General features: G+C 67.4%; 23 protein-coding genes and 1 pseudogene. 12 read left to right on the top strand and 12 right to left on the bottom strand.

Annotated features, from left to right (window positions below; all coding sequences use genetic code 11):
- Nucleotides 1–19: 19 nt before the first annotated feature.
- From QNO08_RS16860 to QNO08_RS16845, 4 genes are read right to left on the bottom strand one after another with little or no spacing between them, the layout of a single operon-like run.
- Nucleotides 20–1,288, bottom strand: coding sequence for a glycosyltransferase (locus QNO08_RS16860; RefSeq protein WP_229966427.1), 1,269 nt, complete (start codon nt 1,286–1,288; stop codon nt 20–22).
- Nucleotides 1,285–2,355: a glycosyltransferase gene (locus tag QNO08_RS16855; RefSeq protein ID WP_229966426.1), complete on the bottom strand. Its 1,071-nt coding sequence runs from the start codon at nt 2,353–2,355 to the stop codon at nt 1,285–1,287. The genes QNO08_RS16860 and QNO08_RS16855 overlap by 4 nt, the downstream gene beginning before the upstream one ends.
- Entirely contained in the window at nt 2,352–3,413 is a 1,062-nt protein-coding gene (locus tag QNO08_RS16850; RefSeq protein WP_229966425.1) for a glycosyltransferase family 9 protein, read from the bottom strand. The genes QNO08_RS16855 and QNO08_RS16850 overlap by 4 nt, the downstream gene beginning before the upstream one ends.
- A complete protein-coding gene (locus QNO08_RS16845; protein WP_284024467.1) occupies nt 3,410–3,946 on the bottom strand; it encodes a D-glycero-alpha-D-manno-heptose-1,7-bisphosphate 7-phosphatase in 537 nt (178 codons plus the stop codon). Before QNO08_RS16845 ends, QNO08_RS16850 begins: the two co-directional genes overlap by 4 nt.
- 153 nt (nt 3,947–4,099) lie before the next feature.
- On the opposite strand from QNO08_RS16845, the gene QNO08_RS16840 reads away from it, so the two are divergent.
- Nucleotides 4,100–5,068 (top strand): glycosyltransferase family 9 protein, encoded by a 969-nt coding sequence (locus QNO08_RS16840; protein ID WP_229966423.1) that lies wholly within the window; start codon nt 4,100–4,102, stop codon nt 5,066–5,068.
- On the opposite strand, the gene QNO08_RS16835 is transcribed toward QNO08_RS16840, so the two are convergent.
- The 5 genes from QNO08_RS16835 to QNO08_RS16815 all read right to left on the bottom strand — a co-directional run bounded on the left by QNO08_RS16835 (nt 5,065) and on the right by QNO08_RS16815 (nt 10,894).
- Complete coding sequence (locus QNO08_RS16835) at nt 5,065–5,898, bottom strand: sigma-70 family RNA polymerase sigma factor (protein ID WP_229966422.1); 834 nt, start codon at nt 5,896–5,898, stop codon at nt 5,065–5,067. The genes QNO08_RS16840 and QNO08_RS16835 overlap by 4 nt on opposite strands.
- 196 nt (nt 5,899–6,094) lie before the next feature.
- On the bottom strand, nt 6,095–6,601 hold the full coding sequence (locus tag QNO08_RS16830; RefSeq protein WP_229966421.1) for a hypothetical protein: 507 nt from the start codon (nt 6,599–6,601) through the stop codon (nt 6,095–6,097).
- 100 nt (nt 6,602–6,701) lie between these two features.
- Nucleotides 6,702–7,421 (bottom strand): hypothetical protein, encoded by a 720-nt coding sequence (locus tag QNO08_RS16825; protein ID WP_229966420.1) that lies wholly within the window; start codon nt 7,419–7,421, stop codon nt 6,702–6,704.
- Nucleotides 7,422–7,517: 96 nt separating this feature from the next.
- Nucleotides 7,518–10,145, bottom strand: a complete 2,628-nt coding sequence (locus QNO08_RS16820) for an LPXTG cell wall anchor domain-containing protein (RefSeq protein ID WP_284155622.1) — start codon at nt 10,143–10,145, stop codon at nt 7,518–7,520.
- 203 nt (nt 10,146–10,348) lie between these two features.
- Nucleotides 10,349–10,894 carry a CGNR zinc finger domain-containing protein gene (locus QNO08_RS16815; RefSeq protein ID WP_229966418.1) on the bottom strand — a complete coding sequence of 182 codons (546 nt, stop codon included), beginning with the start codon at nt 10,892–10,894 and terminating at the stop codon, nt 10,349–10,351.
- A 107-nt stretch (nt 10,895–11,001) separates the two neighbouring features.
- On the opposite strand from QNO08_RS16815, the gene QNO08_RS16810 reads away from it, so the two are divergent.
- Nucleotides 11,002–12,000 carry an EamA family transporter gene (locus QNO08_RS16810; RefSeq protein ID WP_229966417.1) on the top strand — a complete coding sequence of 333 codons (999 nt, stop codon included), beginning with the start codon at nt 11,002–11,004 and terminating at the stop codon, nt 11,998–12,000.
- A 15-nt stretch (nt 12,001–12,015) separates the two neighbouring features.
- Here QNO08_RS16810 and QNO08_RS16805 read toward each other — a convergent pair whose 3' ends face one another.
- Nucleotides 12,016–13,584 carry a long-chain-fatty-acid--CoA ligase gene (locus QNO08_RS16805; protein ID WP_229966416.1) on the bottom strand — a complete coding sequence of 523 codons (1,569 nt, stop codon included), beginning with the start codon at nt 13,582–13,584 and terminating at the stop codon, nt 12,016–12,018.
- Between the two features lie 243 nt (nt 13,585–13,827).
- Between QNO08_RS16805 and QNO08_RS16800 the strand changes: the two genes are divergently transcribed.
- From QNO08_RS16800 to QNO08_RS16770, 7 genes and pseudogenes are all read left to right on the top strand, one after another.
- Nucleotides 13,828–15,330 carry a SulP family inorganic anion transporter gene (locus QNO08_RS16800; protein ID WP_229966415.1) on the top strand — a complete coding sequence of 501 codons (1,503 nt, stop codon included), beginning with the start codon at nt 13,828–13,830 and terminating at the stop codon, nt 15,328–15,330.
- 19 nt (nt 15,331–15,349) lie between these two features.
- A complete protein-coding gene (locus tag QNO08_RS16795) occupies nt 15,350–15,541 on the top strand; it encodes a hypothetical protein (RefSeq protein ID WP_229966414.1) in 192 nt (63 codons plus the stop codon).
- Nucleotides 15,493–15,645, top strand: a pseudogene (locus QNO08_RS16790) (methylated-DNA--[protein]-cysteine S-methyltransferase); the annotation flags it as partial. The gene QNO08_RS16795 and the pseudogene QNO08_RS16790, both read left to right, overlap by 49 nt.
- A 55-nt stretch (nt 15,646–15,700) precedes the next feature.
- Nucleotides 15,701–17,134, top strand: coding sequence for an AAA family ATPase (locus QNO08_RS16785; RefSeq protein WP_229966413.1), 1,434 nt, complete (start codon nt 15,701–15,703; stop codon nt 17,132–17,134).
- A gap of 48 nt (nt 17,135–17,182) precedes the next feature.
- On the top strand, nt 17,183–17,689 hold the full coding sequence (locus tag QNO08_RS16780) for an RNA polymerase sigma factor (RefSeq protein WP_229966412.1): 507 nt from the start codon (nt 17,183–17,185) through the stop codon (nt 17,687–17,689).
- A complete protein-coding gene (locus QNO08_RS16775; RefSeq protein ID WP_229966411.1) occupies nt 17,686–18,312 on the top strand; it encodes a methylated-DNA--[protein]-cysteine S-methyltransferase in 627 nt (208 codons plus the stop codon). Before QNO08_RS16780 ends, QNO08_RS16775 begins: the two co-directional genes overlap by 4 nt.
- On the top strand, nt 18,309–18,995 hold the full coding sequence (locus QNO08_RS16770) for an alpha-ketoglutarate-dependent dioxygenase AlkB family protein (protein ID WP_229966410.1): 687 nt from the start codon (nt 18,309–18,311) through the stop codon (nt 18,993–18,995). The genes QNO08_RS16775 and QNO08_RS16770 overlap by 4 nt, the downstream gene beginning before the upstream one ends.
- Before the next feature lie 35 nt (nt 18,996–19,030).
- Here the strand turns inward: QNO08_RS16770 and QNO08_RS16765 are convergent, their stop codons facing one another.
- A complete protein-coding gene (locus QNO08_RS16765) occupies nt 19,031–19,414 on the bottom strand; it encodes a DUF1304 domain-containing protein (protein ID WP_229966409.1) in 384 nt (127 codons plus the stop codon).
- Nucleotides 19,415–19,645: 231 nt separating this feature from the next.
- Here QNO08_RS16765 and pstS point away from each other — a divergent pair, with 231 nt between their 5' ends.
- The 3 genes from pstS to QNO08_RS16750 all read left to right on the top strand — a co-directional run bounded on the left by pstS (nt 19,646) and on the right by QNO08_RS16750 (nt 22,395).
- Entirely contained in the window at nt 19,646–20,797 is a 1,152-nt protein-coding gene (gene pstS / locus QNO08_RS16760) for a phosphate ABC transporter substrate-binding protein PstS (RefSeq protein ID WP_442860512.1), read from the top strand.
- Nucleotides 20,798–20,883: 86 nt separating this feature from the next.
- A complete protein-coding gene (locus QNO08_RS16755) occupies nt 20,884–21,084 on the top strand; it encodes a hypothetical protein (protein ID WP_229966407.1) in 201 nt (66 codons plus the stop codon).
- A gap of 30 nt (nt 21,085–21,114) precedes the next feature.
- Nucleotides 21,115–22,395, top strand: a complete 1,281-nt coding sequence (locus QNO08_RS16750; protein WP_229966406.1) for an AI-2E family transporter — start codon at nt 21,115–21,117, stop codon at nt 22,393–22,395.
- A 434-nt stretch (nt 22,396–22,829) separates the two neighbouring features.
- On the opposite strand, the gene QNO08_RS16745 is transcribed toward QNO08_RS16750, so the two are convergent.
- Nucleotides 22,830–23,783, bottom strand: coding sequence for a lantibiotic dehydratase C-terminal domain-containing protein (locus tag QNO08_RS16745; protein ID WP_229966405.1), 954 nt, complete (start codon nt 23,781–23,783; stop codon nt 22,830–22,832).
- Nucleotides 23,784–24,321 lie beyond the last annotated feature (538 nt).

Here is a 24,321-nt window from a genome sequence, read left to right as displayed (position 1 = left end):
GGGGTTGCGGATTCGGGCTTCACAGGGCCTTGCCCCCCAACGGCTGCAGGCTGCCCTGCCGGGCCGCTGCCGTGCCGTCCGCGGTTACCTGGTAGGCCTTTTCGGTGTCGGCGGCCACCCGGTCCCAGGAGTAGCGCGCCCGGGCACGCTGCCGGCCTGCAGCACCGAGGCGGCGGCCCAACTCGGGATTGCGCAGCAGTTGGGCCAGCGCCGCGGCCAGGGCCGGGGCATCGCGGGGCGGCACATGCAGTCCGGTTTTTCCGTGCACCACGGTGTCGATCAGCCCGCCGACGGCCGATACCACCACCGGAACCCCGCAGGCCATGGCCTCCAGCGGAACAATACCGAACGGCTCGTACCAGGGGGCGCAGACCACGGCATCGGCACTTCGCAGCACCGCGGGCATTTGTTCCCGCGGCACCTGGCCGCGCAGCAGTACGCGGTCCGCGACGCCGAGGGCCCTGGCCAGGCCCAGCAGCCGCTGGGCCTCCGGATCGGATGCCAGTCCGGCGGAGTCGGAGGCGCCGCCCACGATCAGAAGTTCGACGTCGTCGATTCCGTCCTCCGCCAGCAGCGCCAGTGCCTGCACCGCCAGATCCACGCCCTTGCGCGGAACCAGCCGGCCGACGGCGGCAATCCGCCGGCGCCGGCCGCGCGGCTCCGCGGGCCCGCCGGCTCCAAAGAGTTCCAGATCCACGCCGCAGGGCGCCACGGAGATCCGGCCGCCCGGGATGCCCATCGCCTTCAGTTCGAAGACCTCGTCCGAACAGGTGGCAATCACCCGGTCGGCGCTGCGTCCGACGGAGGGCTCAAGCCAGGCGCGCTCCGGCGGGCTGGTGTCTTCGGTGCCCTGATGCCGTTTTTTCACGGTGCCCAGGGCATGGAAGGTCTGCACCACCGGAACGGGATAGCCCGGCGCCTCGAATCGGCGGGCGGCCTCCAGTGCGGCCACTCCGGACATCCAGAAGTGCGCGTGCACCACGTCCGGCGGAGTCCCGCCCCAGTCCGCCGCGATGCCGTCGGCCAGCTCATGCATATAGGGCAGCAGGGCATCCTTGGGCAGCACCCGTGCGGGGCCGGCGTCCACGTGCACCACGTCCAGGCCGCTGCACACCGGAACCACCGCGGGCAGGACGGGATCGTCGCGGCGGGTGTAGACGCGCACGGAATGCCCGCGGCGGGCCAGCGCCACCGACAGCGCTGCAACGTGCACGTTCTGCCCGCCGGCATCCACTCCGCCCAGGGCCGCCAGCGGACTGGCGTGTTCGGACACCATTGAGATTTTCACTGCCTGCCCCCTCCGGCCGCTGCCGACACTTCCGTGAGCCGCTGATTCGGCGGCGTTTCCGCGGCGTTTCCCCTGCACCCCGGGTCCGGCGGCCGTCCGCCGCCCCGGGTTGCCACGTCCGACAGCGTGGTGTCCCAGGCCGCCAGGAACGCGGCCAGGCCGTAGTGCTGCAGGGCAAAGTTCCGGGCGGCCCGGCCCCGCATCCGTGCCTCCTCGGGCTCGCGGACCAGGTCCGCTGCCCGCTGGACCAGTTCCCCGACGTCGGCGGAAATCCCTCCGGCCTCCGGGGGGACGGCGCGGACGGCTTCGGTGGTAGCCAGCGCCAGCACCGGCAGGCCCAGGTGCATCGCTTCGAGCAGGGACAGGCCCAGGGACGTCCAGCGCATGGGATGGACGTAGGCCCGGCATCCGGCCAGTTCCGCATGCAGCGCTTCGATGGCCAGGTCGCCGCGGACGCTGAGGTCATCCGGGCCCAGGCCGGTGGCGGCGGCCAGCCCCTCGCCGCCCATGCCGAAAACCTCCAGCCGGGCGGCGCGGGCGAAGCGCGGCAGCAGATCGGTGCCGGTGACCCGCCAGCGGCGGACCGGATCATTGATCACCACCCCAAGGTGTTCCCGCTCCCCGGTGTACCGGTAGCCGGGATCCGGAATGCCGTGTTCGATGACCCGGGTGGGTGCCCGGCCGCTGTCCCAGAACAGGCTGTTGAAGTGCGTGACGTGAATGATGGGGATGCTGCTCTGGTCGGCGAGCGGATGGCTGCCGCCGGGGACGCCGTTCCGGGGGGTGTTGTGTTCCAGGTACACGGCCGGAAGGTCCCTTCCGGGGCGCCGGCCCAGCAGGCGCTCGCAGGCATCGAGCTCCTCCGGCCGCTGGAGCACGACGGCGTCGATCTCCGCATCCCGCAGGTCGCCGGGGGCGCATTCGAGCGCTGATGCCGGCCAGTTCCGGCCGCCCCGGCCCAAGCCCCACGGGCCGCCTTCCTCAGTGGCCGGCAGGATGTACTCGTGCGGTCCGCGGACGAAGGCTTCCATCCAGCCGCCGTGCACATGCCACAGCAGGATCCTCATGCAGTCCTCGTTTCTCTGCGCGTTCCCAAAGAGGTCACTCCGGCGGTTAAGCGGTGCACTGCCTCCACCACCTCTTCCGGCATGATGTCGGAAAGGCAGGGGTGCCCCGGCACCGGGCAGTCCCGGGCCCGGCTCAGCCGGCAGGGAGCATTTTGGTTCCCCAGCAGTTCCAGGGGCACCCGGTACGGCGCCCACCGGACGGCCGGCACCACGGGGGCGAACAGGCTCACCACGGGCGTTCCGACGGCTGCGGCCAGATGGGCCGGACCGGTGTTGCCGACGACGACGGCCGACGCTCCGGCCAGCACGCCGGCCAGGGACCGCAGGTCGGTGCGCCCGCCCAGATCCAGGCCTGCCACGCCGGCCACCGTGGCGGTCAGCCGGGTTTCCCCGGGACCGCCCGTGACGACCACCCGGTGCCCGGCGGCGGTCAGCAGTTCCACCACCGCCGCGTGGTGCAGGGCCGGCCAGGCGCGGGCCGGAACCGCCGCGCCCGGGTGAACCACCACGTAGGGGCCGCTGCCCACCAGATGCCCGACGTCGGGGGTTTCGCGCAGGCGCAGGCGTCCGTCGTCGTCCGCCGGCAGCCGGTAGCCGGCCGCCCCGGCGATCCGCAGCGCCCGCTCCGCTTCGGGCTGGTCCTCGGGGAAGTCCTCGCCGGGCCGCAGCCGGATGTCCAGGAGCGAACCGGCGTAATCCACCGACGCCCCGGTGATCCGGGCAACGCCGGCCAGGCGCAGCACCAGGGCCAGCGGCAGCGGGGATTGGTGGAACGAGGTCAGGATCACCGCTTCCTCGATGCCTGCGCGGCGCACCTCCTCCTCCAGGCGGGTAAGGGAGGCGGCGGTTGCCGGCGGCGCAGGATCGGTGATCCAGGCGGCGGTCCAGGTGAGTACGCTCTCGGCGCCGGGCAGGAGGCGGCCAGCGTCGGCCCCCTGCGGTCCGCACAGCAGGGTGACCCGGGTCTGCGGCCCGGCCGCGACCGCACGGACGGCCGGCCCCGCGAGCAGCACATCTCCGGCACTGTCCAGCCGGGCCACCAGCACGCGGCGCGTCACGGGCGGCCCAACAGCAGTGCGACGGCGCCGGCCAGATCCCGGGCCACCAGCGGGGCGGCGGCGGTTTCCTCGGGCAGCGTGACGGCGGTGGGCACCAGGACGGCCCGGGCACCGGCGGCTTGGGCGGCCGCCATGTCAGCGCCGATGTCGCCGATCACCGCCACCTCTGCGGGTCGCAGGCCCAGCCGGGCGCAGGCGCTGTGGATCATGCCCGGCTGCGGTTTGCGGCACCCGCATCCGTCCTCCGGTCCGTGCGGGCAGACCTCCCAGACGTCGAACCGGCCGAGCAGGTACTGGATCCGGGCGTTGACGGCCGCCACCTGGGAGGGCGTCAGCAGGCCGCGGGCCACGCCGGACTGATTGCTGATGACGCCGGTCCGGATGCCCTCCCGCCGCAGCTGCCGCAGGATCCCGGCGGCCTGGGGAAAGGGCTGCACCAGGTCCGGATTGCCGTTGTACGGGACATCGCGCACCAGTGTGCCGTCACGGTCGAAGAGCACCGCGCGCGGCGTTTCGAAGGTCAGTTCTCCCATACCGAACTTGTTCCCCATCCGTATCGCACCTAAACAGTTTTGCTGCCACTTCTTCTCGCTCTTCTTCCGTTGCTTAGCCCGCAGACGCCTCTCTGGCAGGATGAGGACCACTCGTTCCGCCGCAGCGGACGGCTCGGCGGCGGAGGGAGTGGAATGAAACGCACCGGCAACAGCGAACAGCCTGAGCTCCTGGCCCTGCGGGCCCTGAAACTGGGGGACCTGCTGGTGGCGGTTCCGGCCCTGCGGGCTCTGCGCCGGGCGTTTCCGGACCATCGCATCTCCTATGCGGCGCAGGAATGGCTGGCTCCGGTGGTGGCGCTGGTGGGCAGCGTGGATGGGCTCCTGCCGCTGCACGGGCTGGATGTTCCCATTCCGCTGAAGCCCGGGCGCATTGACGTGGCGGTGAACCTGCACGGCAGCGGTCCGGAAAGCACGGGACGGCTGGAGGCTCTGGCACCGCGCCGGCTGCTCGGGCACGCCGGACCGGGACTGGCGGGTCCGAAGTGGCGGGACGGTCTCCATGAACGGGAGCGCTGGGCGGGCCTGATGAACTGGCACGGGATTCCGGCCGATCCGCTGGACTATCTCCTGCTGCCGCCGCGGTCTGCCAGCCCGGCACCGGGTGCGGCGGTCATTCATGTGGGGGCGGCGTACGGCAGCCGTCTTTGGCCGGTGGAACGCTTCGCCGCAGTTGCCGCCGAACTTCACCGCACCGGCCGGGAGATCCTGTTCACCGGGAGCCGGAGTGAACGCCCCCGGGCGCTCGCGGCAGCGGAGCTGGCCGGGCTCCGGCAAAGTGCCGTCGTCGCCGGGGAACTGGGACTGGATGAGTTTGCGGCAGCCGTCGCCGCGGCGTCGCTGGTGGTGTCCGCCGATACCGGGGCAGCCCATCTGGCCTCGGCCTATGCCCGGCCGTCGGTGGTGATTTTCGGTCCGGCACCCGTCGCGGAATGGGGCCCGCCCCCGGGTCCGCACATCGCCCTGACCGACGAGACGCAGCGGGTGGGGGACACCTTCGCCGCCGAGCCGGATCCGGCGCTGCTGGCGGTGACCGTGCAGGATGTGCTGGCGGCTGCCGAAAAACTGGAGATCCTCCAGGCCGGGGGCGGCGCCCGGACTTAGGCGCTTGCGCTTTCCGCAGCCGGACCGGCCCCCGCAGCCGGACCGGCCCCCGCGCCGGAACCGGGCACCCGGCCTGCCGACCCCGCGCCCGGGCTGCCGAGGATTTCGTGCTGAAGTTTGACCAGGATTTTGGCCAGCTTGCGCGAGACCTGCATTTGGGTCATGCCCAGGCGCTCGCCGATGACGTGCTGCGGCTCCTCGTGAAAGTAGCGGCGGAAGAGCAGGTCCTTTTCGCTGTCCTCCAGCTTCCGGAGAGCCAATGCCAACACCGCCAGGTTTTCTGCCTGTTCCAGCCTGCTGTCGATGCTTCCGTGGATGTCAGCGAGATAGCCGCCTTCAAAGGGGGCATCGAGGGAGTCGGGCTGGAGGCTGCTCTGGCAGTTCAGTGCCTCCGCCACCATCTTTTCGTCCTGTCCCAGCTCCTGCGCCAACTCCGGCAGGGACGGTTCGCGCACCAGCCGCTGGACCAGGGACGGATAGACCTTCGCGATGGTGGTGCGCAGGTCCTGCACTTCCCGCGGCGGGCGCACCATCCACGACTGGTCCCGCAGATAGCGCTTGATCTCGCCGTGCATGGTGGGAATGGCAAACGCCGGAAAATGATGTCCCACGGCGGGATCGAACCGTTTCACTGCCTTGATGAGTCCGATGTAGGCCACTTGCCGGAGGTCGGCCCGGTCGCGTCCCGGTCCGCTGTAGGCGCCGGCCACGCTGTCCGCCAGGTTGCGGTGCCGGAGGACGAGCTCGTTGTGGAGGGCCTGCTGCAGGTCGCCGCACGCGCTGCGGGCTTCGGCAAAGTGGATGAGGGCATCGGACTCAGGAGGCGTCATGGGCAGCTCTTCAGTAGTGACTGCTTGGCCCCCTGCTGGACCGCTACCTCAGGAAAACAGAAGCACCTTTGCTTTTCAAGAGCGTTATAGGGGAATGTGAAAAGGGGCTTTACTTCTCGCTGGAACAGAAGGTATACGGCGCTTCTCCGGTCCGATGGGCAAGCAACCGCCCGGAACTAGCGCCGCCCGGAAGATCCTAGCGCCGCGGCTTGCGGGGCTTGGGCTTTGAGGCCTTGCGCAACTGCGCAGGTTCCGGCCGTGCACCCTCGGCAGACACGGCGTCCGGCGGATCGAGGTTGTCGGGATCGTCCATCATCCGGCCCAATCCCGCCAGCTGGTCTGCTGCGGCATCGTCCGGTTCTGCCGGTGCCGGCGGCGGTGGTGCCGGCGGCGGTGCCGCTGCCGGCGGCGGTGCCGCTGCCGGCGACGGCACCGCCGACTCGGGCACCGGGCGGGCGGGCAGGGCCCGGCCGCCGCGTTTCACTACCAGGACAGCGGTGCTGCCGATGACTGCGATGCCGGAAGCCAGTATCAGCATGAGCATGGCGTAAAACCACAAGAGCGTGAAATGAGGCGGTATGGACACCGGCGGGGTGAGGATCCCCGTGAGGCAAACGAGCCAGAAGGCGGCGCAGCAGCCGATGATGATCCAGGCGGTCCGGGTTGGAAGGGAATACAGGAGTCTCTGCAGCTTCTGTTCCATGTGGGGGTCCTGGGAAGAGGCCGGAATGCCGTTTGCTCGACGCCCTCCAGTCTAGGCAGCCGTCCATCGGCCAGACAGCCCTTGACCGCTTGACACCCTTCTAGGGGGCGTTTGTGGCGAACGGCGTGGCCGGGCCGCTGGACTCCTCCACAATGATTTTGACTGGTCCGGCAGGACTCTGCTCGGCCACGGCATCGGCCAGCGGCTGGACCTGTTCAGCCGGAACACGGACGGTGATGCTGCCGGTTCGCCCGCTCGTCCCCAGCCAGTGCAGCTGGACGGATGGAGCGGCGTCCGTGGCGAGCCATGCCTTAAAGGCGTCAGCGGCCTCGCGCAGCTGCTGCTCGGTGAACTCGGTGCGGGAGGGAAGGGCTCCGGCACCGTAGACGAGTGCCTCTGCTTCCGGTGTGGTGACTGCGACGTGGAGCTGGTTGTCCTCGATCCACGCATCGGAATAGGCGGTGCCCAGCTCGGTCTTGAGCCGGGCATGAAGCTGCAGAAGGTCTGTCATTCGGTCCTCCGCTAAGGTTGCTGGATCCGGGTCCGAGGGTGTTGCGGCGACGGTCTCCGGGGGCTCGTTGCCGGGGGGTCCGATGACGTCGCCGGAGGCACTGCTCGACGCTGCCGGCGCTGGCGACTCGGTGGAGGCCGAGGGAGCAGTGTCCTTCGACTGCGGGTCCGGCCCGCAGCCGCTGAGGACCAGCAGGGCGGCCGTGGCCAGGGCAAGGACCGGAGGCGTGGCGCGGTGCGCGAAGGTCGGGGGCCGGAAAGAGAAGTGTGGTGAAGCGGTACGGCCGGTTGGTCGGAGTTGCGGGGACATGGAGCCTCCTGGAATCGATCCAATATGCACGTAATACCAAAGCGGGCCCCGGCACAAGGCCGGGACCTGCTTTGGTGATGTCACGCTAGTTGCAGATTATGCATCCTGCAGCTGGCGGCGGCGGTTGATCAGCAGGGCGCTGATTCCACCGGCGGTGAGCAGAAGACCTGCTCCGGCGAACAGACCCATGCCGGCAGCACCGGTGTCGGGCAGGCCGTCACCGTTGTTGTCCGGGGCAGGGGCCGGGGGTACAACGGGCGGAGCCGCCTCTTCAACGACTACCTCGGTAACCGTGAAGGTGACCTCAGCGGGTGCGGAGGTCGCGCCCTCCAGGGTCTGCACGGCCGAGACCGTGTAGCTGCCCGGAACCAGGACCGGGAAGCCCGTGACCTTCCAGTCGCCGTTGTCGCCAACGGTTGCGGAAAGGGTGTTCTCGCCGATGGTGACGTCCACCTTGGCGCCGGCTGTGCCGGTACCGGAGATATCTGCCGGGTTCTCGCCTTCAGCGAAGTCCTGCCCCTCGGTGATCGAGGTAACGGCCGGTGTCTCAAGGAAGACACTGAACGTTGAGGTCGCCGTCGGGGACTTTGCCTTGCCGGCGATGCCATCCTGGCTGGCGGTCACGGAGTACTTCCCGTAGGTGAGTGCCTCGTCCAGCTTCCATTCCCAGGTTCCGTCGGCTGCAACCGTTGCGGTACCGGATTCTTCAACGGCCACTAGGGTAGAGGCGTTGTCTTCCGTGACGGTGTTGTCGCCGGTGACGTTCAGGGAGACCTCGGCGCCGGCAAAGCCTGTGCCGGTGATGGTCGTGACGGCATCGGCAATGGCTGCACCATCGGCCGGGTTTGTGATAGCCGGGACAGCCAGCGGAGCTTCCTTGACGGTCAGCTCGTAGGTGGCGGTCTTGGACTTGTTGAAGCCGTTGATCGCCTGAACCTTGAATTCCAGCGTTCCGCCTTCGGGAACGGTGGACGGAGCGTTGAAGCTCCACTTGCCGTCGACAACGTCCAGGTCAACGGTCTCACCGTCGCGGGTGAGCTTGACGGAAGTGCCGGTGGTGGTTCCGCTAATGGCCTCGTCCGTGAGGACGGTGCCCTTGTTTTCGTGCGAGGTCAGCTGCGGAGCGTCAACGAAGACGGCAACGGAGTAACCCTCAAGGCGGGTCATGCCGTCCGAGAGGGAGGTGGAGAAGAAGTAGTTTCCACCCTCGGGCCCGGCACTGACGAGGCCCATGGCGTTGGAACCGGAAATGACGGATCCGCCGGAGTCACCGGGTGCTGCATTCTTGTCGAGCGTGGATTCAAAGCCCCAGACCCCGCGGTCGCCGTCCGCTGCGCCGACGTAGAACTCGCCGAGGGCGCTGACCTCGCCGCAGCTCCAGCCGGTGGTGCGGCCGGACTTGCACATAGGAGCACCGACAACAGCGTCGGTGGTTCCGGTGATCTTTACGGTGTTGGCCGTCAGGTCCTCCGGATTGGTCCACTGAGTGACCTCGGGCAGCAGGTCAAGCTCACCGTTGATGCCATTGATGACACCGATATCGGTGCCGATGTTTTCCCCGGAACCGAACTCGGTCGGTGAATTATTCTCGCCGCCGAACTGGGAGAATCCCCAGGTGCCCAATGGTGACGCGAGCGACGGCTGGCTTCCGCCACCGGCTGTGTCATTGGCGGGAACTGTCAGGATGGTGTCGGTGGCCGCACCGTCATTGGCGCAGTGTCCTGCCGAGATAACTGCAGCATCACCGGATGCATTGAAGGCGTTGAAACCGATGGAACATGATCCGCCGCTGTTGCCGGTGAAGGTGGCGTAACCCTGACCGTTGACAACGTCCTCGAGAGCCTTGGCCGGACCGGATACGTCGACGACTGCAACGCTGGGATTGTTCTTGGCGAAGGCATCGGCCGGAGTGGTTCCAGCTGCTTCGGCCAGACGCTCGGCGACTACCGAACCATCCACAACCGCAGCAGGCGCAGCATTTTTCGCCCTGATGACGTAGCCGTCGGCCGTCAGCATGATGGACTGCAGACTCTCGACGCCCACACTGGAAATGTATTCAGTGCGGAGGTTCTTGATTATTTCGCGGGGGTCACCCGAAAGACTGACCGGAGCGGCAGTTTCTTCCTCGGCGGCGGGTTCTTCAGCGGCTTCGGTGGCCTCGGCTGCCGGAGCTTCGGCTGTTTCCTCAGCGGGGGCCTCCGTGGCCTCAGCCTCGTCGGTGACCTCTTCGGCGGGAGCCACGAGGGTGGCGTCCAGTTCGAGGGCCAGGGCCTCGAGGGCCTCACCGGAGCCGGTGATGACAATCTTTTCGTCTTCGATGGCGACGCTGACGAAGCCCTCGGTGGCCTGGAGTTCGGGAAGGGCGTCCGCTGCCTTCTTGCCGAGCTCGCCGGCTGCCTCGAACTCTTCGACCGTCATGCCCAGGTCGCGGAGGAGGGCTTCGGCCAGGCCGGGAGGAAGCGTTCCGGCTTCTTCGGAAACTTCAGCCCCGGCGTTGACGGCTTCTTCCGGGGCGGTTTCCTCGGTGACAGTTTCGTCAACGGTGGTTTCACTGGCCGGCGCCTCTGTGGCGGTGGTGACGGGAGCATCGGTGGACGTGGTATCCGGCTCTCCTGTGGGTGAAGCCATGGCCGGGGAAGCAATGAATGCTCCGCTCACCGCCAGTGCTGTTGCGGCGCCTAAGGCGCCAACGCGTTTGTAAAACGCGCTCGAGTTGTCCTGCATTGAAACCCCCATTTATGTACTGGCACAGACCCCATCCCCGCATCGGGCACAGGAGTAGTACCTGGCCAAGAGAAAATGCGAAGTCGAGACTGAGTGGAATGGCCGTCCGCCCAGAGGGCAGACGAAGCTCAACCAGAGCATAACGGCAGGTGAGGAATCTAACAAGAGGCCTTACTAGTTTTCATGAGTCAGTTCCGGATTTGTTACGCCAAACCCAGCTGCCGGTTCCGGTAAGAGCGGACATGTTCCCTGTTCCCGCAGTTGCCGGTGTCGCAGTAGCGCTTGGACCGGTTCCGTGTCAGGTCCAGCAGGACCGCTGAACAGTCCGGTGCGGCGCACCGCCCCAGCCGGTCCAGCTCGCCGGCACGGAGGGCGTCCGCCAGCGCCATGGCGGCCTCGGTGGCCATCCGGTCTTCCAGCGGAGCCGCCGGTGAGGTGCAGTGCAGGTGCCAGCCCCAGCTGTCGTGGCGCACCACCTGGGGCAGGGCCCGCGCGTTTCGCAGCAACTGATTGACGCCGGAAGCCAGCGTGTTTTCGTCAGCCGTCCAGAGTTGCAGCAAACGGCTGCGCAAGTGGCGGACCGCCCTCAGCTCGCCGACCGTGTGGGTGCGGGAGCCGCTGAATCCCTGTCCGGCAAGAAACTCGTCAAGGTCCCCGGGAGTTCGCAACGTGTCCGGGCTGTCAACGCCCGTGTTGATCAGTGCAGCCACCGTCTGCAGTGCAACTGCTGTGTCATCTGTAAAAGCCATGTTGCCCCTGACATATATTGCGTGGTCTTCCCAGTGTAAGGTGCTACAGCCCATAATGGTCATGACAGGTCCCGCCGGGACAGCCAGACTGTATGCCAGGAGGTCCCGTGACCCGCTTCATGCCGACCCGTTTCCGGACCCTCAACAGCTTTCACCGCACGGGTCCGGACACCAGCGCGGCGTTGGCCGTGGCTCTGCTGTCTTCGGCGGTTTTCGGGCTGTCCGGCTCCTTTGCCAAGTCCCTGCTGGAAACGGGATGGACGTCCACCACCGCCGTCGCCGTGCGGATGGGCGGTGCTGCCCTGGTGCTGCTGATTCCGGCCATGGTCACGCTGCGCGGCCGCTGGAATCAGGTGCTCGACAACTGGAAAACAATCGTCGCCTTCGGCTTTATTGGAGTCGCCGGATGCCAGTTCTTCTTCTTTAATGCGGTGGAACGCCTGTCCGTTGGTGTGGCGCTGCTGCTGGAGTTTCTGGCTCCGGTGCTCATGGTGCTGTGGATTTGGGCCGCCACCCGGCGCCGGCCCGGGCTGAAAACCGTCGGCGGAGCGCTGGCCGCGATCGCTGGCCTGGTGCTTGTCCTGGACATCACCGGCAACGTCCGGGTTGACCCCATCGGTGTCCTGTGGGGGTTGGCCGCGGCGGTGTGCCTGGCGATCTACTTCTTTATCACCGCCAAGCAGAATGATTCGCTGCCGCCGCTGGTGCTGGCCACCGGCGGCATGCTCGTGGGGGCAGCCACGATGCTGCTGCTCGGTCTCACCGGGGTGCTGCCCACCGGCTTTGCAACCGACGACGTCGTCCTGGCCGGCCGGACCCTGTCCTGGTGGGTGCCGCTGGCCGGACTCGTGCTGTTTTCCACGGTGCTGGCCTACGTCACCGGGATCGTCGCGGCCCGGACACTGGGCTCCCGGGTCGCCTCCTTCGTATCGCTGACCGAGGTGCTCTTTGCGGTCCTCTGGGCGTGGCTGCTCCTGGCGGAGCTGCCACGCCCGGTCCAGCTGTTCGGCGGGGCGCTCATCGTGCTGGGTGTGGTGCTGGTGCGCGCGGACCAGCGTGCCGGCCTGCCCGGCGAGGCCCCGGAGCAGCCCGAACCGTTCGCTTAGCCCAAGACCCCCGGACTAGCCCTGCGGCTCGACCTGCTCCACCGGAGGGGCAGTTACCGGATCCGCCGCGGCAGCATCCACGCGGATTTCCCGCTTGAGGATCTTTCCCGTCGGCCCCTTGGGCAGGGCATCGGTCAGCAGGATCCGGCGCGGATACTTGTAAGCGGCCAGCCGCTCCTTGGCGAAGTCCCGGATCTCGCCCAGCAGGGCCTCCCGGGCCGCGGCGTCCGCGGGCTGCATGTCCTCCTTCAGTCCCACCACGGCCACGATTTCCTGGCCCTGGAGGTCATCGGCCACCCCGATGACCGCCGCCTCGGCAACGGCCGGATGCTCGTACAGCACTTCTTCGACCTCGCGCGGATAGACGTTGTAGCCGCCGCGCAGGATCACATCCTTCTTCCGGTCCACGATGTAGAGGTTGCCGTCGTCGTCGGACCTGCCCAGGTCGCCGGTGCGGAACCAGCCGTCCGGAATAGCCGCCTGCGTCGCTTCGGGATTGTGCCAGTACTCCTTCATCACCCCGGTGCCGCGCACGGCCAGCTCGCCTACATCACCCACCGGCACGTCCTTGCCGTCCGGATCCACAACGCGCACCTGCATGCCCTCCACCGGCTTGCCGATCGATCCGGCCCGGCGGTCCGGGCCCGGCAGGTTGAACGAAACCACGGGGGAGGTTTCGGACAGGCCGTAGCCCTCCAGCAGTTGGGTGCCGAAAACGCGCTCAAACTCATGCAGCACCTCCAGCGGCATCGCCGAGCCCCCGGTGATCGCGCCGCGCAGAGTGGACACGTCGGTGGCCGCCAGGTTCGGATGGCGCAGCATGCCCACGTACATGGTGGGCACGCCTTCGAAGATGGTCACGCCGTCGCGCTCAATGATTTCCAGGGCCTTGCCTGCGTCAAAGCGCGGCAGCAGGCTGATGGACGCGCCGGCCATCACCGCCGAATTGAGTGCCGAGGTCTGGCCGAACACGTGGAAGAACGGCAGCCCGCCGAAGATCACGTCGGATTCCACCGTGTGCAGCAGGTTCCGGGAGATATCCGCGTTGCTGCGCAGGTTGTGGTGGGTCAGCGCTGCGCCCTTGGGCCGTCCGGTGGTGCCGGAGGTGTAGAGGATGACGGCGACATCCTCGCCGTCGACCTCGCGCACCTCGGTCAGCGGATCCGCTTCGGCCAGCAACTGCAGGAATCCACCGGAATCCACCGGGATGACCGGCACGCCGCCGGCCTCCTCGGCGCCGGCCAGGGCTTCGGACACGACGCCCTCCCAGGCGAACACCAGCCGTGACCCCGAATCGGAGAGGTGATACGCCACCTCGCGGCCCTTCAGCAGCGGATTCATCGGCACCACCACTGCGCCGTAGCGCAGCACACCGTAGTACACGAAGGCCATCTGCGGAATGTTGGGCATGATCAGCGCCACCCGGTCGCCCGGGACGATGCCGCGGTCCGCGAGAACACCGGCCACCTTGGCGCTCATGGCGTCGAGAGCCGCGTAGGGAATGATGGCGTCGTCGAGCTTGAGGACGGTCCGGTTCGGAACCCGGGCCGCAGCAGCGGTAAGGATGCCGGCAAGATTTTGCATGAAGATCTCCTTTGATCAGGCAGCAGACATTAAGCAGACAGTGCGGTAACCGGCGGCGGCACGGCACACGACACCCGTCACATACCGCGCGGTATGCGGCAGTCTAGCGCCGGCAACCCGGCTGTGGGCGGGAACGCGGTACTTTTTTGCCGCGGGTACTCTGGAATTGGATCCGACGGAGCTTCGGCCGGTTCCGGCCGGCGCCGCGGTCCGTCCCATAGCCGTTGCTTGTAAGGAACTCCCATGCCCTCCTCCGCGGCACCCGCCCTCACGCCGGCCGCCCGGCAGTCGGTGCTGACCACCCTGAAGTCTCCGCGCCTGCTCAAGACCGAGGCCCTTGCCGGTCTGGTCGTGGCGCTGGCACTGATCCCCGAAGCCATCGCCTTCTCAGTCATTGCCGGCGTTGATCCGCGCGTGGGACTCTTCGCGTCCTTCACGATGGCCGTCACCATCTCCTTCGTGGGCGGACGCCCGGCGATGATCTCCGCCGCCACCGGCGCCGTCGCCCTGGTCATCGCCCCGGTGGTGGCTGAACACGGCGCCCAATACCTGGTGCCGACGGTGATCCTGGCGGGCCTCTTCCAGATCCTGCTGGCGGGAGCCGGCGTCGCGAAGCTGATGCGCTTCATTCCACGCTCGGTCATGGTCGGTTTCGTGAACGCCCTGGCCATCCTGGTCTTTTCCTCCCAGGTGCCGGAGTTGCTGGGTGTGCCCTGGCTGGTGTATCCGATCACCGCCGTCGGCCTGGCCATCGTTTTCGGCCTGCCGAAGCTGACGACGGCGGTGCCCGCGTCGCTGGTGGCCATCGTGGTGCTCACCGCCGCGACCATCCTGCTGGCCTGGGACGTGCCGACGGTGGGGGACAAGGGCGATCTGCCCGCCTCCCTGCCGTCCCTGCTGTTCCCCGACATTCCGCTGACCCTGGACACCCTGAAGATCATTGCCCCGTACGCGGTGGCGATGGCGTTTGTGGGCCTGCTGGAATCCCTGCTGACCGCCAAGCTCGTGGATGACATCACCGATACCCGCTCCTCAAAGGTCCGCGAGTCCTGGGGCCAGGGCGTGGCCAACATCATCACCGGGTTCTTCGGCGGCATGGGCGGCTGCGCCGTCGTCGGGCAGACCATGATGAATGTGAAGGCCTCCGGCGCCCGCACCCGGATCTCCACCTTCCTGGCCGGGGTGTTCCTGCTATTGCTGGTGGTGGTGCTTGGCGATGTGGTGGCGCTGATTCCGATGGCCGCGCTGGTGGCCGTGATGATCTACGTGTCCGTGGCGACCTTCGACTGGCACAGCATCCGGCCGGCCACGCTGAAGCGGATGCCCAAATCCGAGACCGCGGTCATGGCCATCACCATTGCCGTGGTGGTCCTGACCTCCAACCTGGCGATCGGCGTCGCAGCGGGCGTGCTGGCGGCTATGGTGCTCTTCGCCCGCCGGGTGGCGCACTTCGTCACGGTTCAGCGCACGGTGGACGACGACGGCGCCGCCGTCACCTATACGGTGCAGGGCGAGCTGTTCTTCGCCTCCTCCAATGACCTCTACACCCAGTTCGACTACGCACTGGACCCCGAACGCGTGCTGATTGACATGAGCGGCTCCCATGTCTGGGACGCCTCCACCGTGGCGGCGCTGGATTCAATCACCGAGAAATACCGCACACACGGCAAGACGGCGCGGATTACCGGCCTGAACGATTCCTCCGAAAGCATCCGCTCCCGGCTCAGCGGGCAACTGGGCGGCTGATCGGGTTACGCTCGGGTCTGTGACTGCCGTGCATGCAGTAGTGTCCCCGCCGATCGGGCCCCTGACCCTGGTGGCCGACGGCGGTGCCCTCACCGCGGTCCACATGCAGAACCACAAGCGCGCTCCGGCAGCCGAGCTGCTCGGTGCGCGGGTGGAGCCTCGGCCAACGGCCGCAACCCGGCCTCCATCATCATTCCCTGCCACCGGGTGATTGGAGCGGCCGGAGCTCTCACCGGATACGCCGGGGGACTGGACCGCAAGCAGTTCCTGCTCGGCCTGGAGGATCCGCGCCGGGTGCAGGCAACCCTGTTCTGAGCAGGTTCCGACCCCTGGGTCCGATGCCGGGAGAGCGCTGGTAGGCTCTGCCCGCATGGATGAAAAACTGGGGGAATTCCTCACGAGCTTCAACGCTGCAGTGACGCTTGCCCAGGAGTACAGGGGCCACGCTGACGAGCATCGAAGGATCGCCACGGCCCTGTCCGGCTTTATGAGTCAGCCGGGCGGCGAGCTGCCCGTGGTGGCCGAGAATTTTCCGGCGCACCGCTTCGCCGATCTGGACATAGCACTGGAAAAACTCGCCGGCTCCGATCCTGAGGCAACCCTGCTCGGAATGGGCGGCGGGCAGCAGCGGCACCATGTTGACCTCGCGGACATCTTCCATGAGGGGTATTCGTATATTCCGGTCGGCCAGCCCGACTATGTCAATCTCCCCATCGGGCCGGACAGTTACCGTCAGGCGTTGACCCTGGGAATTCGGCTTTTCCGCTACCGGGGCAGCCCAATGGCTGTCATGCAGCGCGCCGCCGATCCCCAGTCCGGCCGGAACACTCCCTCGCTCTCCGTGCTTACGGCCGACCGCGCAGTGGCGGCCGCCTTCCTCGCGGAAATCCAGACGGAGCTGAGCCGCAGCAGCATTCTGCGCGGACAGGTGGTGTCCTTCACGCACAATCCCTACGGCCAGGAGGCCGCCGGTGTGTCGTTCCTGGTCCGGCCGCAGCTGGCCGAAAAGGACGTCATCCTGCCCCCGGGGGTGCTGGGGAAGGTCTCCGCCCACGTGCTGGGGATCGCAGGGCACCGGAGCGAGCTGCAGAGCCGGGGCCAGCACCTCAAACGCGGGGTGCTGCTGTACGGGCCTCCCGGCACTGGAAAAACGCACACCGTCCGGCGACTGCTCAGTGCGAGCGAAGGGACGACGGCGGTGCTCCTCTCCGGCGGCTCCCTGGCCGCCGTTTCCGAGGCAGCCAAGTTGGCGCGCGCCATGGCGCCATCCCTGGTGATTCTCGAAGATATCGACCTCGTGGCCGAGGACCGAAGCTTCGGCCACGGACCCCAGCCGCTGCTCTTTGAAGTGCTTGACGCTCTCGACGGGCTGGACTCCGATGCTGACGTCGCCTTCATCATGACCACCAACCGGGTGGATGTACTGGAGCGTGCCCTGGCCCAGCGGCCCGGCCGCGTGGATCTCGCCGTCGAAATCCCCATGCCGGACACCGGCAGCCGCGCCCGGCTGCTGGCCCTCTACTCACCGGACGGCATGTTCTCGCCGCAGGCACTGAGCCAGGCAGCGGAGCAGAGCGAGGGCGCCACCGCATCCTTTGCCCGTGAACTGGTGCGCCGGGCCATCCTCAGTGCCTTGACCGCAGGAGAGGAGCCCGGCGATGCCCACCTGCTCCTGGCAGTGGAGGAGCTGATGGGGCAGGGCGAAGAGCTCACGCGCAGCCTGCTCGGGGCGGCCGCCGGTGCCGAAGACTCCGGCCCGGGGAGCGGGTGGCTGGCAGCTTCGGGTGAGAGCATGGGATCGTAAACCGGGAGCTCACAAAGCCGCTCCCGGAAACGTCTACCGGGTGTGGAAGTGAAACCGTTCGAAGCCATCGTCAGGGAACACGGTCCGGCCGTGCTGCGGGTCTGCCGTGCGGTGCTGGGGCCGCAGGACGCCGAGGACGCCTGGTCGGAGACCTTCCTGGCCGCCCTGCGCGCCTACCCTGCGCTTGCTCCCGGCGCCAACATCGAGGCCTGGCTGGTGACCATCGCCAAGCACAAGGCCATCGACTCCCACCGCGCGGCCGCCCGCCGGCCGGTTCCGGTCGAGGAGCTTCCCGAGACACCGGACCGAGGGGCGCCCTCCGCCGCGGAACCCGGGGCGCCGCGGCGTCCCGGGGATGACGGATCCGATCCGCTCTGGGCCGCGCTGAAAACCCTGCCGCGGCGCCAGCGCGAAACCCTCGCCTATCACTACCTCGCCGGACTGCCCTATGCCGAGGTGGCCGTGCTGCTCGGCGGCACCGCGGCCGCATGCCGCCGATCGGCCGCCGACGGCCTGAAGAAACTCCGCATCCTGAATCTGGAGGACAACCGATGACACAGCCGCTGGAACAGCTGCCCCCGGAACTGCGGCTGCCGCCCGGGCAGGAAACCGCCGACGACGCCGCCCTGTTGCGGCTGCATTCCCGCCTCACCGCCGCCGCCGTGGAAACCGGCGTGCTTGATGTGGCGTATATGGTGCTCGAGACCCCGGTGGGAGAACTGCTCCTGGCCGCGACTCCCGTCGGCCTGGTCCGGGTGTCCTTTGCCCGCGAGGATCACGATGCCGTGCTCGCCACCCTCGCGGAACGCATCAGCCCCCGGATCCTCGAGGCCCCCGACCGGCTGCAGGCCGCGGCAGCCCAGATCACCGAGTACTTCGCCGGCATCCGCCGCTCCTTTGACCTGCCGCTGGACCTGCGGCTGACCGCCGGCTTCCGCCGCTCGGTCGTGGAGCACCTTTCCGGCATCGGCTACGGATCCACCGCAACCTACGCCGCCGTGGCCGCGCTGGCCGGCAGTCCCGGGGCAGTGCGCGCCGTCGGGACCGCCTGCGCCCTGAACCCGCTGCCCGTGGTCGTGCCCTGCCACCGGGTGGTGCGCTCGGACGGCGCCACCGGCGGTTACCGCGGGGGTCCGGACGCGAAGCGTCTTCTCCTGAAGCTGGAGGCGGCGGCATGACCGGCACGCTCTTTCCTCCGAACCGCGCCGCGCTGGGCCCCGGCGCCGTCCATGTTCCCGGGTGGCTCGACCCGGCGGCCCAGCGCGACATTGTCGCCGCCTGCCGACAGTGGGCCATCGGACCGGTGCCGATGCGGGCTGCGGTCCTGCCCGGAGGGCATCCCATGTCGGTGCAGACCGTTTGCCTGGGCTGGCATTGGCAGCCGTACAAATACACCCGAACGGCCGACGACGCCGGCGGCGGCCGGGTGGCCGACGTTCCGGACTGGCTGGTGCAGCTGGGCCGGCGGGCCCTGGCCGCGGCGTATCTGCAGCCCGGCCAGCCCGGCTACGCTCCGGACATCTGGAAGCCCGAGGACTACACGCCGGACACCGCGCTGATCAACTACTACGCGCATGGGGCCCACATGGGCATGCACCAGGACAAGGATGAACGGTCCAGCGCCCCGGTGGTTTCCCTGAGCATCGGCGACACCTGCATATTCCGCTTCGGGAATACATCCACGAGGACCAAGCCGTACACCGATATTGAGCTGAACTCCGGGGATTTGTTCGTCTTCGGCGGCCCGTCGCGGTTCGCTTACCACGGCGTCCCGAAGACCCTGCCCGGCACGGCGGATCCGGAAACCGGGCTGGCCGGCGGCCGGATCAACATCACTCTGCGGATGACGGGCCTGGCCTAACCCGTCCGGAGGGCAGATGGATGGAAACGGTGCCCTCAGGCGCCGAGCAGCGTGAATGCGAGGCAGACGGCGGGTGGCCCGCCCTGAATCAGTGCCGGCCGGATCATGCTCCGGTTGCTGACCACCAGGACCAGCGCTGCAAGCACCATTGAGGCTGAGGAAAAACTCATCAGGGTCAGCCCGGCCACCCTGCTGCCGGCGCCGAGCAGAACGACCCCGAGCACAATCCCAACCGCCAGGAACAGGTTGTAAAAACCCTGGTTGTAGGCCAGCGTCTGCGTGGAGGCGGCTTCCTGCGGAGTGGAAACACGAAAGATGGCCATCGTGGCCGGCGCCGTCCAGCGCAGGGATTCCAGGACAAAGATGTACAGGTGAACGGCCGCCGCTAAGACGGCAAAAACGGCTGCGGTAATGAGCACAAGAACTCCTTCCGCCTGAATCCCCGCGGGCCCGCCGCCGCGGAAAGAGTTGCTCCGTCTGCGGCAGATGGGCGGCCGCCGGGGAAGCGGCGTTGCCGGGGACACAATCGTTGCACCTGGTGTGTGGTCCCGCCAAGGACGGGCAGGCCTTTCGAGTTGGCGATGGACCCGGAACGGCGGCTAGCCTTGAAGAGGTGTCCGGTCTATTGCCGGAGCCTCACGGGCTGCTCGATGCCCACAGCCACAGTCCCCGGAAGGACCGCCTCCGTGCCGAAACCCCGTTCCGCCCGCACGCTTGCCTTGGTTGCCGCAGCTGCCCTGGCGTTGTCTGCCTGCGGCTCCGACTATCCGCTCGGCGATGAACAGCGCGAGGCAGCGGAAAACAGCACCTCCACGCTGTCCGGCATCCTCTCAGGCTCCGGCTCCAGCGCGCAGGGCCCGGCGATGGATGCGTGGATTGCCGGTTTCGGGATCCGGCATCCGGACGTTCAGCTCCAGTACTCCCCGGACGGCTCCGGCGCCGGGCGCAATGCCCTGCTGGCGGGCGCCGTGAACTTTGCCGGCTCCGACGCCTACCTTCAGGACGAGGAGATTGCCGAGGCCAAGGAAGTGTGCGGTCCCGGCGGAGCCATGGATATCCCGGCCTACATTTCGCCGATTGCTGTTGCCTTCAACCTGCCGGGCATTGACTCCCTCAATATGGACGCGGCAACGATCGCCGCCGTCTTCCGGGGCGAGATCACGACGTGGAATGATCCGGCGATAGCCGCGCAGAACCCCGGCATCCAGCTTCCGGCCACTCCCGTCACACCGGTCAGCCGCGCCGATGATTCCGGCACCACGGAGAACTTCACCGAATACCTGCATGATGCCGCTCCGGCGGCCTGGCCGGATGGCCCGTCGGGAACTTGGCCCGGAGGGTTGGCCGGCGAAAACGCGCAGGGCAACTCCGGGGTCGTCAGCACCGTGACACGCACCGAGGGAGCCGTTACGTACGCCGACGATTCGGTCATCGACGACTCCATGGGCACCGTAAACCTGCGCGTCGGTGACCAGTACGTGCCGATCAGCGCCGACGGCGCCTCGATCGCCGTCGAACAGGCAAGCCGTGTTCCGGACCGCAGCGCCGACGACATTGCCCTCCATCTGGACCGCACGACCACTGCTCCCGGCGCTTACCCCCTCGTGCTGGTGTCGTACCAGATCTTCTGCAGCGCGTACGAGGATCCGGAGACGGTGGAACTGGTGAAGGAGTTCGGGCTGTATGTTGTCAGCGATGAGGGGCAGGCAGCCTCGGAGGATGCCGCCAAGAGCGCGCCGATCCCGGCGTCCCTCGCGGAACAGGCCCGCACGGCCATAGACGGCATCACCACGATGCCCTGATAACCGAAGCCGGTACGGGCGGAGCCCCCTTGCGCGGTCCGGACAGCGGTGGCACCGTTGACCTACCGCACTTTGAAGGGGGCGTTATGCAACCCATACAAATTGAGCGCTGGTGGCCGTATCTCGACGGCTCGGCCAAGGCATGGCTTCGGGAAAACCTCCGCGACGAGGGGATTCCGGGAAAGGTTCAGGACCGCATCGCGGAGGCGGGCGGACCTGTGATGGAGCCCATCCTTGAGGAGCGGGACTGGGTGTTCATCGAAGCGCAGCCGCAGTTCGCGGAATAGCTGCCCTCGCTCTTGAGGCAAAATGGAGCGGTGAAGACGACCGAATCCGCATCCTCGACGGCAACCCCCGAACGCAGCGACCAGTCGCCCGCGGATGACCGCGGTGCCAGGAAACGCCCAAGGACAACCTCCGGCCTCAAGCCGCGCGGGACCTTCGCCCGCGGACTGGCTGCTTCATCCGTCTGGGTTGCCCGGGCGCTGATAGTCCTGGCGGGCCTCGTGGTCATCTGGTTCGGTATCCGGTCGCTCTGGTCGATCGCCCTTCCGGGCCTGCTCGCCCTGCTGCTGTCGTCCATCCTGTGGCCGGTCAACCGGGTGCTCCGCAAGGCGCTGCCCAAGGCCCTGGCCGCGTTGCTCACCCTCGTGGGACTGCTCGCCGCCATCGCCGCGGTCGCCATGCTGGTCCTGCCCTCCATTTCCTCCGGTTCGAAGGAACTGGTCAAGATGGCCGGGCGGAACCTGCAGGACCTGAGCGATTTTGTCGCCGGGCTGCCGTTCGCTGTTTCGGAAATCGACTTCAATGAACTGCTCGACGCCGGTGTGGCCCAGCTGCGCGCACACAGCAGCGACATTGTCTCCGGCATCACCGCCGGACTCGGGACGGTCACGTCGGTCACCGTGGTGTTCCTGCTTACCCTGGTGTTCACCTTTTTCTGTCTCAAGGACGGCGACAAATTCCTGCCCTGGGCCAGCCGCTGGACCAATAACCGGGCCTTTGTCCACTCCGTCAAGGTCTCCGAACAGGCCTGGCAGACGCTGTCCGCCTACATCCTGTCCCAGGCCGCCGTCGCGCTGGTCGACGCCGTACTCATCGGGGTGGCCCTGCTGCTGCTGGACGTTCCGCTGGCTCTGGCACTGATGGTCCTGATTTTCTTCGCCAGCTTCATTCCCATTGTTGGAGCAGTGGCCACCGGAGTCCTGGCCACCATGGTGACGCTGGTCGCCCACGGCTGGGTGACGGCCCTGATTGTCCTGGGCATCGTGCTGGTGGTTCAGCAGCTCGAGTCAAACATCCTGCAGCCCCTGCTGGTGGGCAAGACACTGAAGCTCCACCCCGCGGTGGTGCTGGGATCCGTTACCGTTGGCAGCACTCTTTTCGGGATTGTGGGTGCGTTCCTGGCGGTCCCCGCAACCGCCGTCACCATTGTGGTGCTGCGGTACCTGCGCGACCAGTCACTGACCTCGGCCAACGCGGCCGTGTCCGGAAAGGTGCCGGAAGCAGACAGCGGATTCGTTCCGGAGCCAAGCAATGGTCAGGAACTGCCCCAGCCCGTTTCCGCTGCAGCCAAGGCGTCGGCGGACACCGCCTAGCCGGCCGGCAGCGGCCTCTCGGGGCCTAGCGGTGAAAGGTGTAGCTCGGCTCGTATTTGGTGGACGCGGTGAGGCGGTGTACCCGCAGGCCGCAGAAGGGGTCGTGGACCGCAACCTCCAACCGGGCAGTAACCGGATGGGGATGGTAAATGCAGGTACAGGAAAACTGCACGCCGAAGCCGCCTTTCCGAATTCCGCTCAATGCGTGTGCCGCGGCACGCGCTGCGCTGCCGACGCAGGTCCGGCAGCGCCGTCGTACTTGTGCTCATATTGTGTCAAGAAGCGGCGGAAGGCAAAAAACGCTGAGCGGAAATCCGGTACATGAGGCGGGGCGCCTCCAGTGGTCTCACTTCCGGAAGCGCCCCTCTCGTTGCCCCATTAGCAGGACCAATCGACCTGAAAGGATGCTGGCAGCGGACCCCTCCGCGGGCCGCCTACGGGGCCATCTTGAGGAAGTCGGCTTCCCGTTCCTTGCTCCAGGACCGCGCGTAGAGTCCAAGCCCGGCCTCGTCGCGGACGGAGATGCCGAGGCGGTTCAGCATCAGCCGGCTTTGGTAGACGGTCAACTGCTGGGCGCTGCGGCTGGCCCGCACCTTGTCCGCGCGGTACAAATAGGTGTCAATGGCCCGGGACCAGCGCTTGCGCCAGTTATCCACGGCCGGCTCCGAGGCTGTGGCAGCCATTAGCCGGTGGGCCGGCACAATTCGCGGCGCCAGCTGCGAGGTCAGCGCGTTTCGCACGTGCGCGGCCTGGGGCCCCGAACCGGCAGTGCAGCTGCGCAGGTGACTGTCCCAGTAATAGTCCCAGGAAATGGCCCGCCGGTCTGCCCAGACGGGGGAGCGCGGGCCGCGCATCATGCTGTAGCTGGCATCGAAAAGGAGCAACGCGGCCAGCGACGAGCGGCTGTTCGGCTTGGGGAAGCGTGAAGTGGCCCAAGCAGCCAGATCGGACGACAGCTCGAAAACTTCTTCCGCCAGTGAGAGCCCGTCCGCTCCGCCGTATTTCGCCAGGTCGGACTCGGCCCTCGGCGACACCGGCCCATAGTCCCAGCGGCTCGGGATGGCATCCTCCCGGTACTCCGACGTCTGCAGCTCCCCCAAGTTGGGAACGGCTTGATCCACCAGCGCGCGCATCAGGGATTCCAAGCGGTCCAGAACCCGGGGTGCACCGAGGATGCGGACCTGGATGGACGGACGGGCCGGGTCCATGCAGCGTGTGTGGAACCATCGCTGTGCGCCCCATGATCGGGCTTGGGCGGCCAGCGGAGTAACGACATCCCCGATTACGGCGTCACAGACATCCTTCTCATTGGGCTGGATGGTCAATGACCACCACTCGGCTCCTGTGGATAACGGCTTGACTGGCTGTGCCGCAGCTAACTGGCTCATGTGAAGCCCTCCCGTTGATGTCATACCGGCAAAAATTCCGGCAAGTATTTCAGGCAAAGAAGTAGGACTGATGTGCTGTGCTGCCCTCTGCAGTTTTGGGTTGGCGGCCGGTGGGGAGCCTAGGATCTCGACTTCCGCGGAAACGCGGCTTCCTTTGCTGCCGGTCCGGCCGCTGGAGGCCGGAGGAGGATTGGGGGCAGATGAGGATAATGGTGCAGATGCTCCCTGTCGGCGTGTGCGGTGCCGTCAGGCTCATATACTTCCAGCAGACACGCCGCGTTTTCTAGAGGTATCTTAAAAACCCCTCGGAATCCGAGTTACTAGTTGCACCCACAGAAATATCGGGTATAAATTCTTCGCGGAGTGGCGGGGTTGTCCCCTGGCCCGAAAGAGCCGATGTGCGGCGCCGTTCGGGGGCGCGTACGGAAAAAGTTTCCGTAACTTTGGGCGTGCACTCTGGTGGAGCGGTTGTCCGTGACCTTAGAGTCTAGTTCGTTGCCGACGGCAATTACCCTTAGCCCTGCAGGAGCAGGCCGAC

The organism is Arthrobacter sp. zg-Y820 (genome assembly GCF_030142155.1).
In the GTDB taxonomy this organism is placed as follows: Bacteria; Actinomycetota; Actinomycetes; order Actinomycetales; family Micrococcaceae; genus Arthrobacter_B.
Note: the sequence above shows the minus strand (reverse complement) of the source record. Positions and strands in the feature narration are given on the sequence as shown.

Excerpts from the sequence above, each read along its gene's own strand:
- QNO08_RS16855 (WP_229966426.1), bottom strand. The coding sequence starts at position 2,355 with ATGAGGATCCTGCTGTGGCATGTGCACGGCGGCTGGATGGAAGCCTTC.
- QNO08_RS16845 (WP_284024467.1), bottom strand. The coding sequence starts at position 3,946 with ATGGGAGAACTGACCTTCGAAACGCCGCGCGCGGTGCTCTTCGACCGT.
- QNO08_RS16840 (WP_229966423.1), top strand. The coding sequence starts at position 4,100 with ATGAAACGCACCGGCAACAGCGAACAGCCTGAGCTCCTGGCCCTGCGG.
- QNO08_RS16835 (WP_229966422.1), bottom strand. The coding sequence starts at position 5,898 with ATGACGCCTCCTGAGTCCGATGCCCTCATCCACTTTGCCGAAGCCCGC.
- QNO08_RS16830 (WP_229966421.1), bottom strand. The coding sequence starts at position 6,601 with ATGGAACAGAAGCTGCAGAGACTCCTGTATTCCCTTCCAACCCGGACC.
- QNO08_RS16825 (WP_229966420.1), bottom strand. The coding sequence starts at position 7,421 with ATGTCCCCGCAACTCCGACCAACCGGCCGTACCGCTTCACCACACTTC.
- QNO08_RS16820 (WP_284155622.1), bottom strand. The coding sequence starts at position 10,145 with ATGCAGGACAACTCGAGCGCGTTTTACAAACGCGTTGGCGCCTTAGGC.
- QNO08_RS16815 (WP_229966418.1), bottom strand. The coding sequence starts at position 10,894 with ATGGCTTTTACAGATGACACAGCAGTTGCACTGCAGACGGTGGCTGCA.
- QNO08_RS16805 (WP_229966416.1), bottom strand. The coding sequence starts at position 13,584 with ATGCAAAATCTTGCCGGCATCCTTACCGCTGCTGCGGCCCGGGTTCCG.
- QNO08_RS16800 (WP_229966415.1), top strand. The coding sequence starts at position 13,828 with ATGCCCTCCTCCGCGGCACCCGCCCTCACGCCGGCCGCCCGGCAGTCG.
- QNO08_RS16785 (WP_229966413.1), top strand. The coding sequence starts at position 15,701 with ATGGATGAAAAACTGGGGGAATTCCTCACGAGCTTCAACGCTGCAGTG.
- QNO08_RS16775 (WP_229966411.1), top strand. The coding sequence starts at position 17,686 with ATGACACAGCCGCTGGAACAGCTGCCCCCGGAACTGCGGCTGCCGCCC.
- QNO08_RS16770 (WP_229966410.1), top strand. The coding sequence starts at position 18,309 with ATGACCGGCACGCTCTTTCCTCCGAACCGCGCCGCGCTGGGCCCCGGC.
- pstS (WP_442860512.1), top strand. The coding sequence starts at position 19,646 with ATGCCCACAGCCACAGTCCCCGGAAGGACCGCCTCCGTGCCGAAACCC.
- QNO08_RS16755 (WP_229966407.1), top strand. The coding sequence starts at position 20,884 with ATGCAACCCATACAAATTGAGCGCTGGTGGCCGTATCTCGACGGCTCG.
- QNO08_RS16745 (WP_229966405.1), bottom strand. The coding sequence starts at position 23,783 with ATGAGCCAGTTAGCTGCGGCACAGCCAGTCAAGCCGTTATCCACAGGA.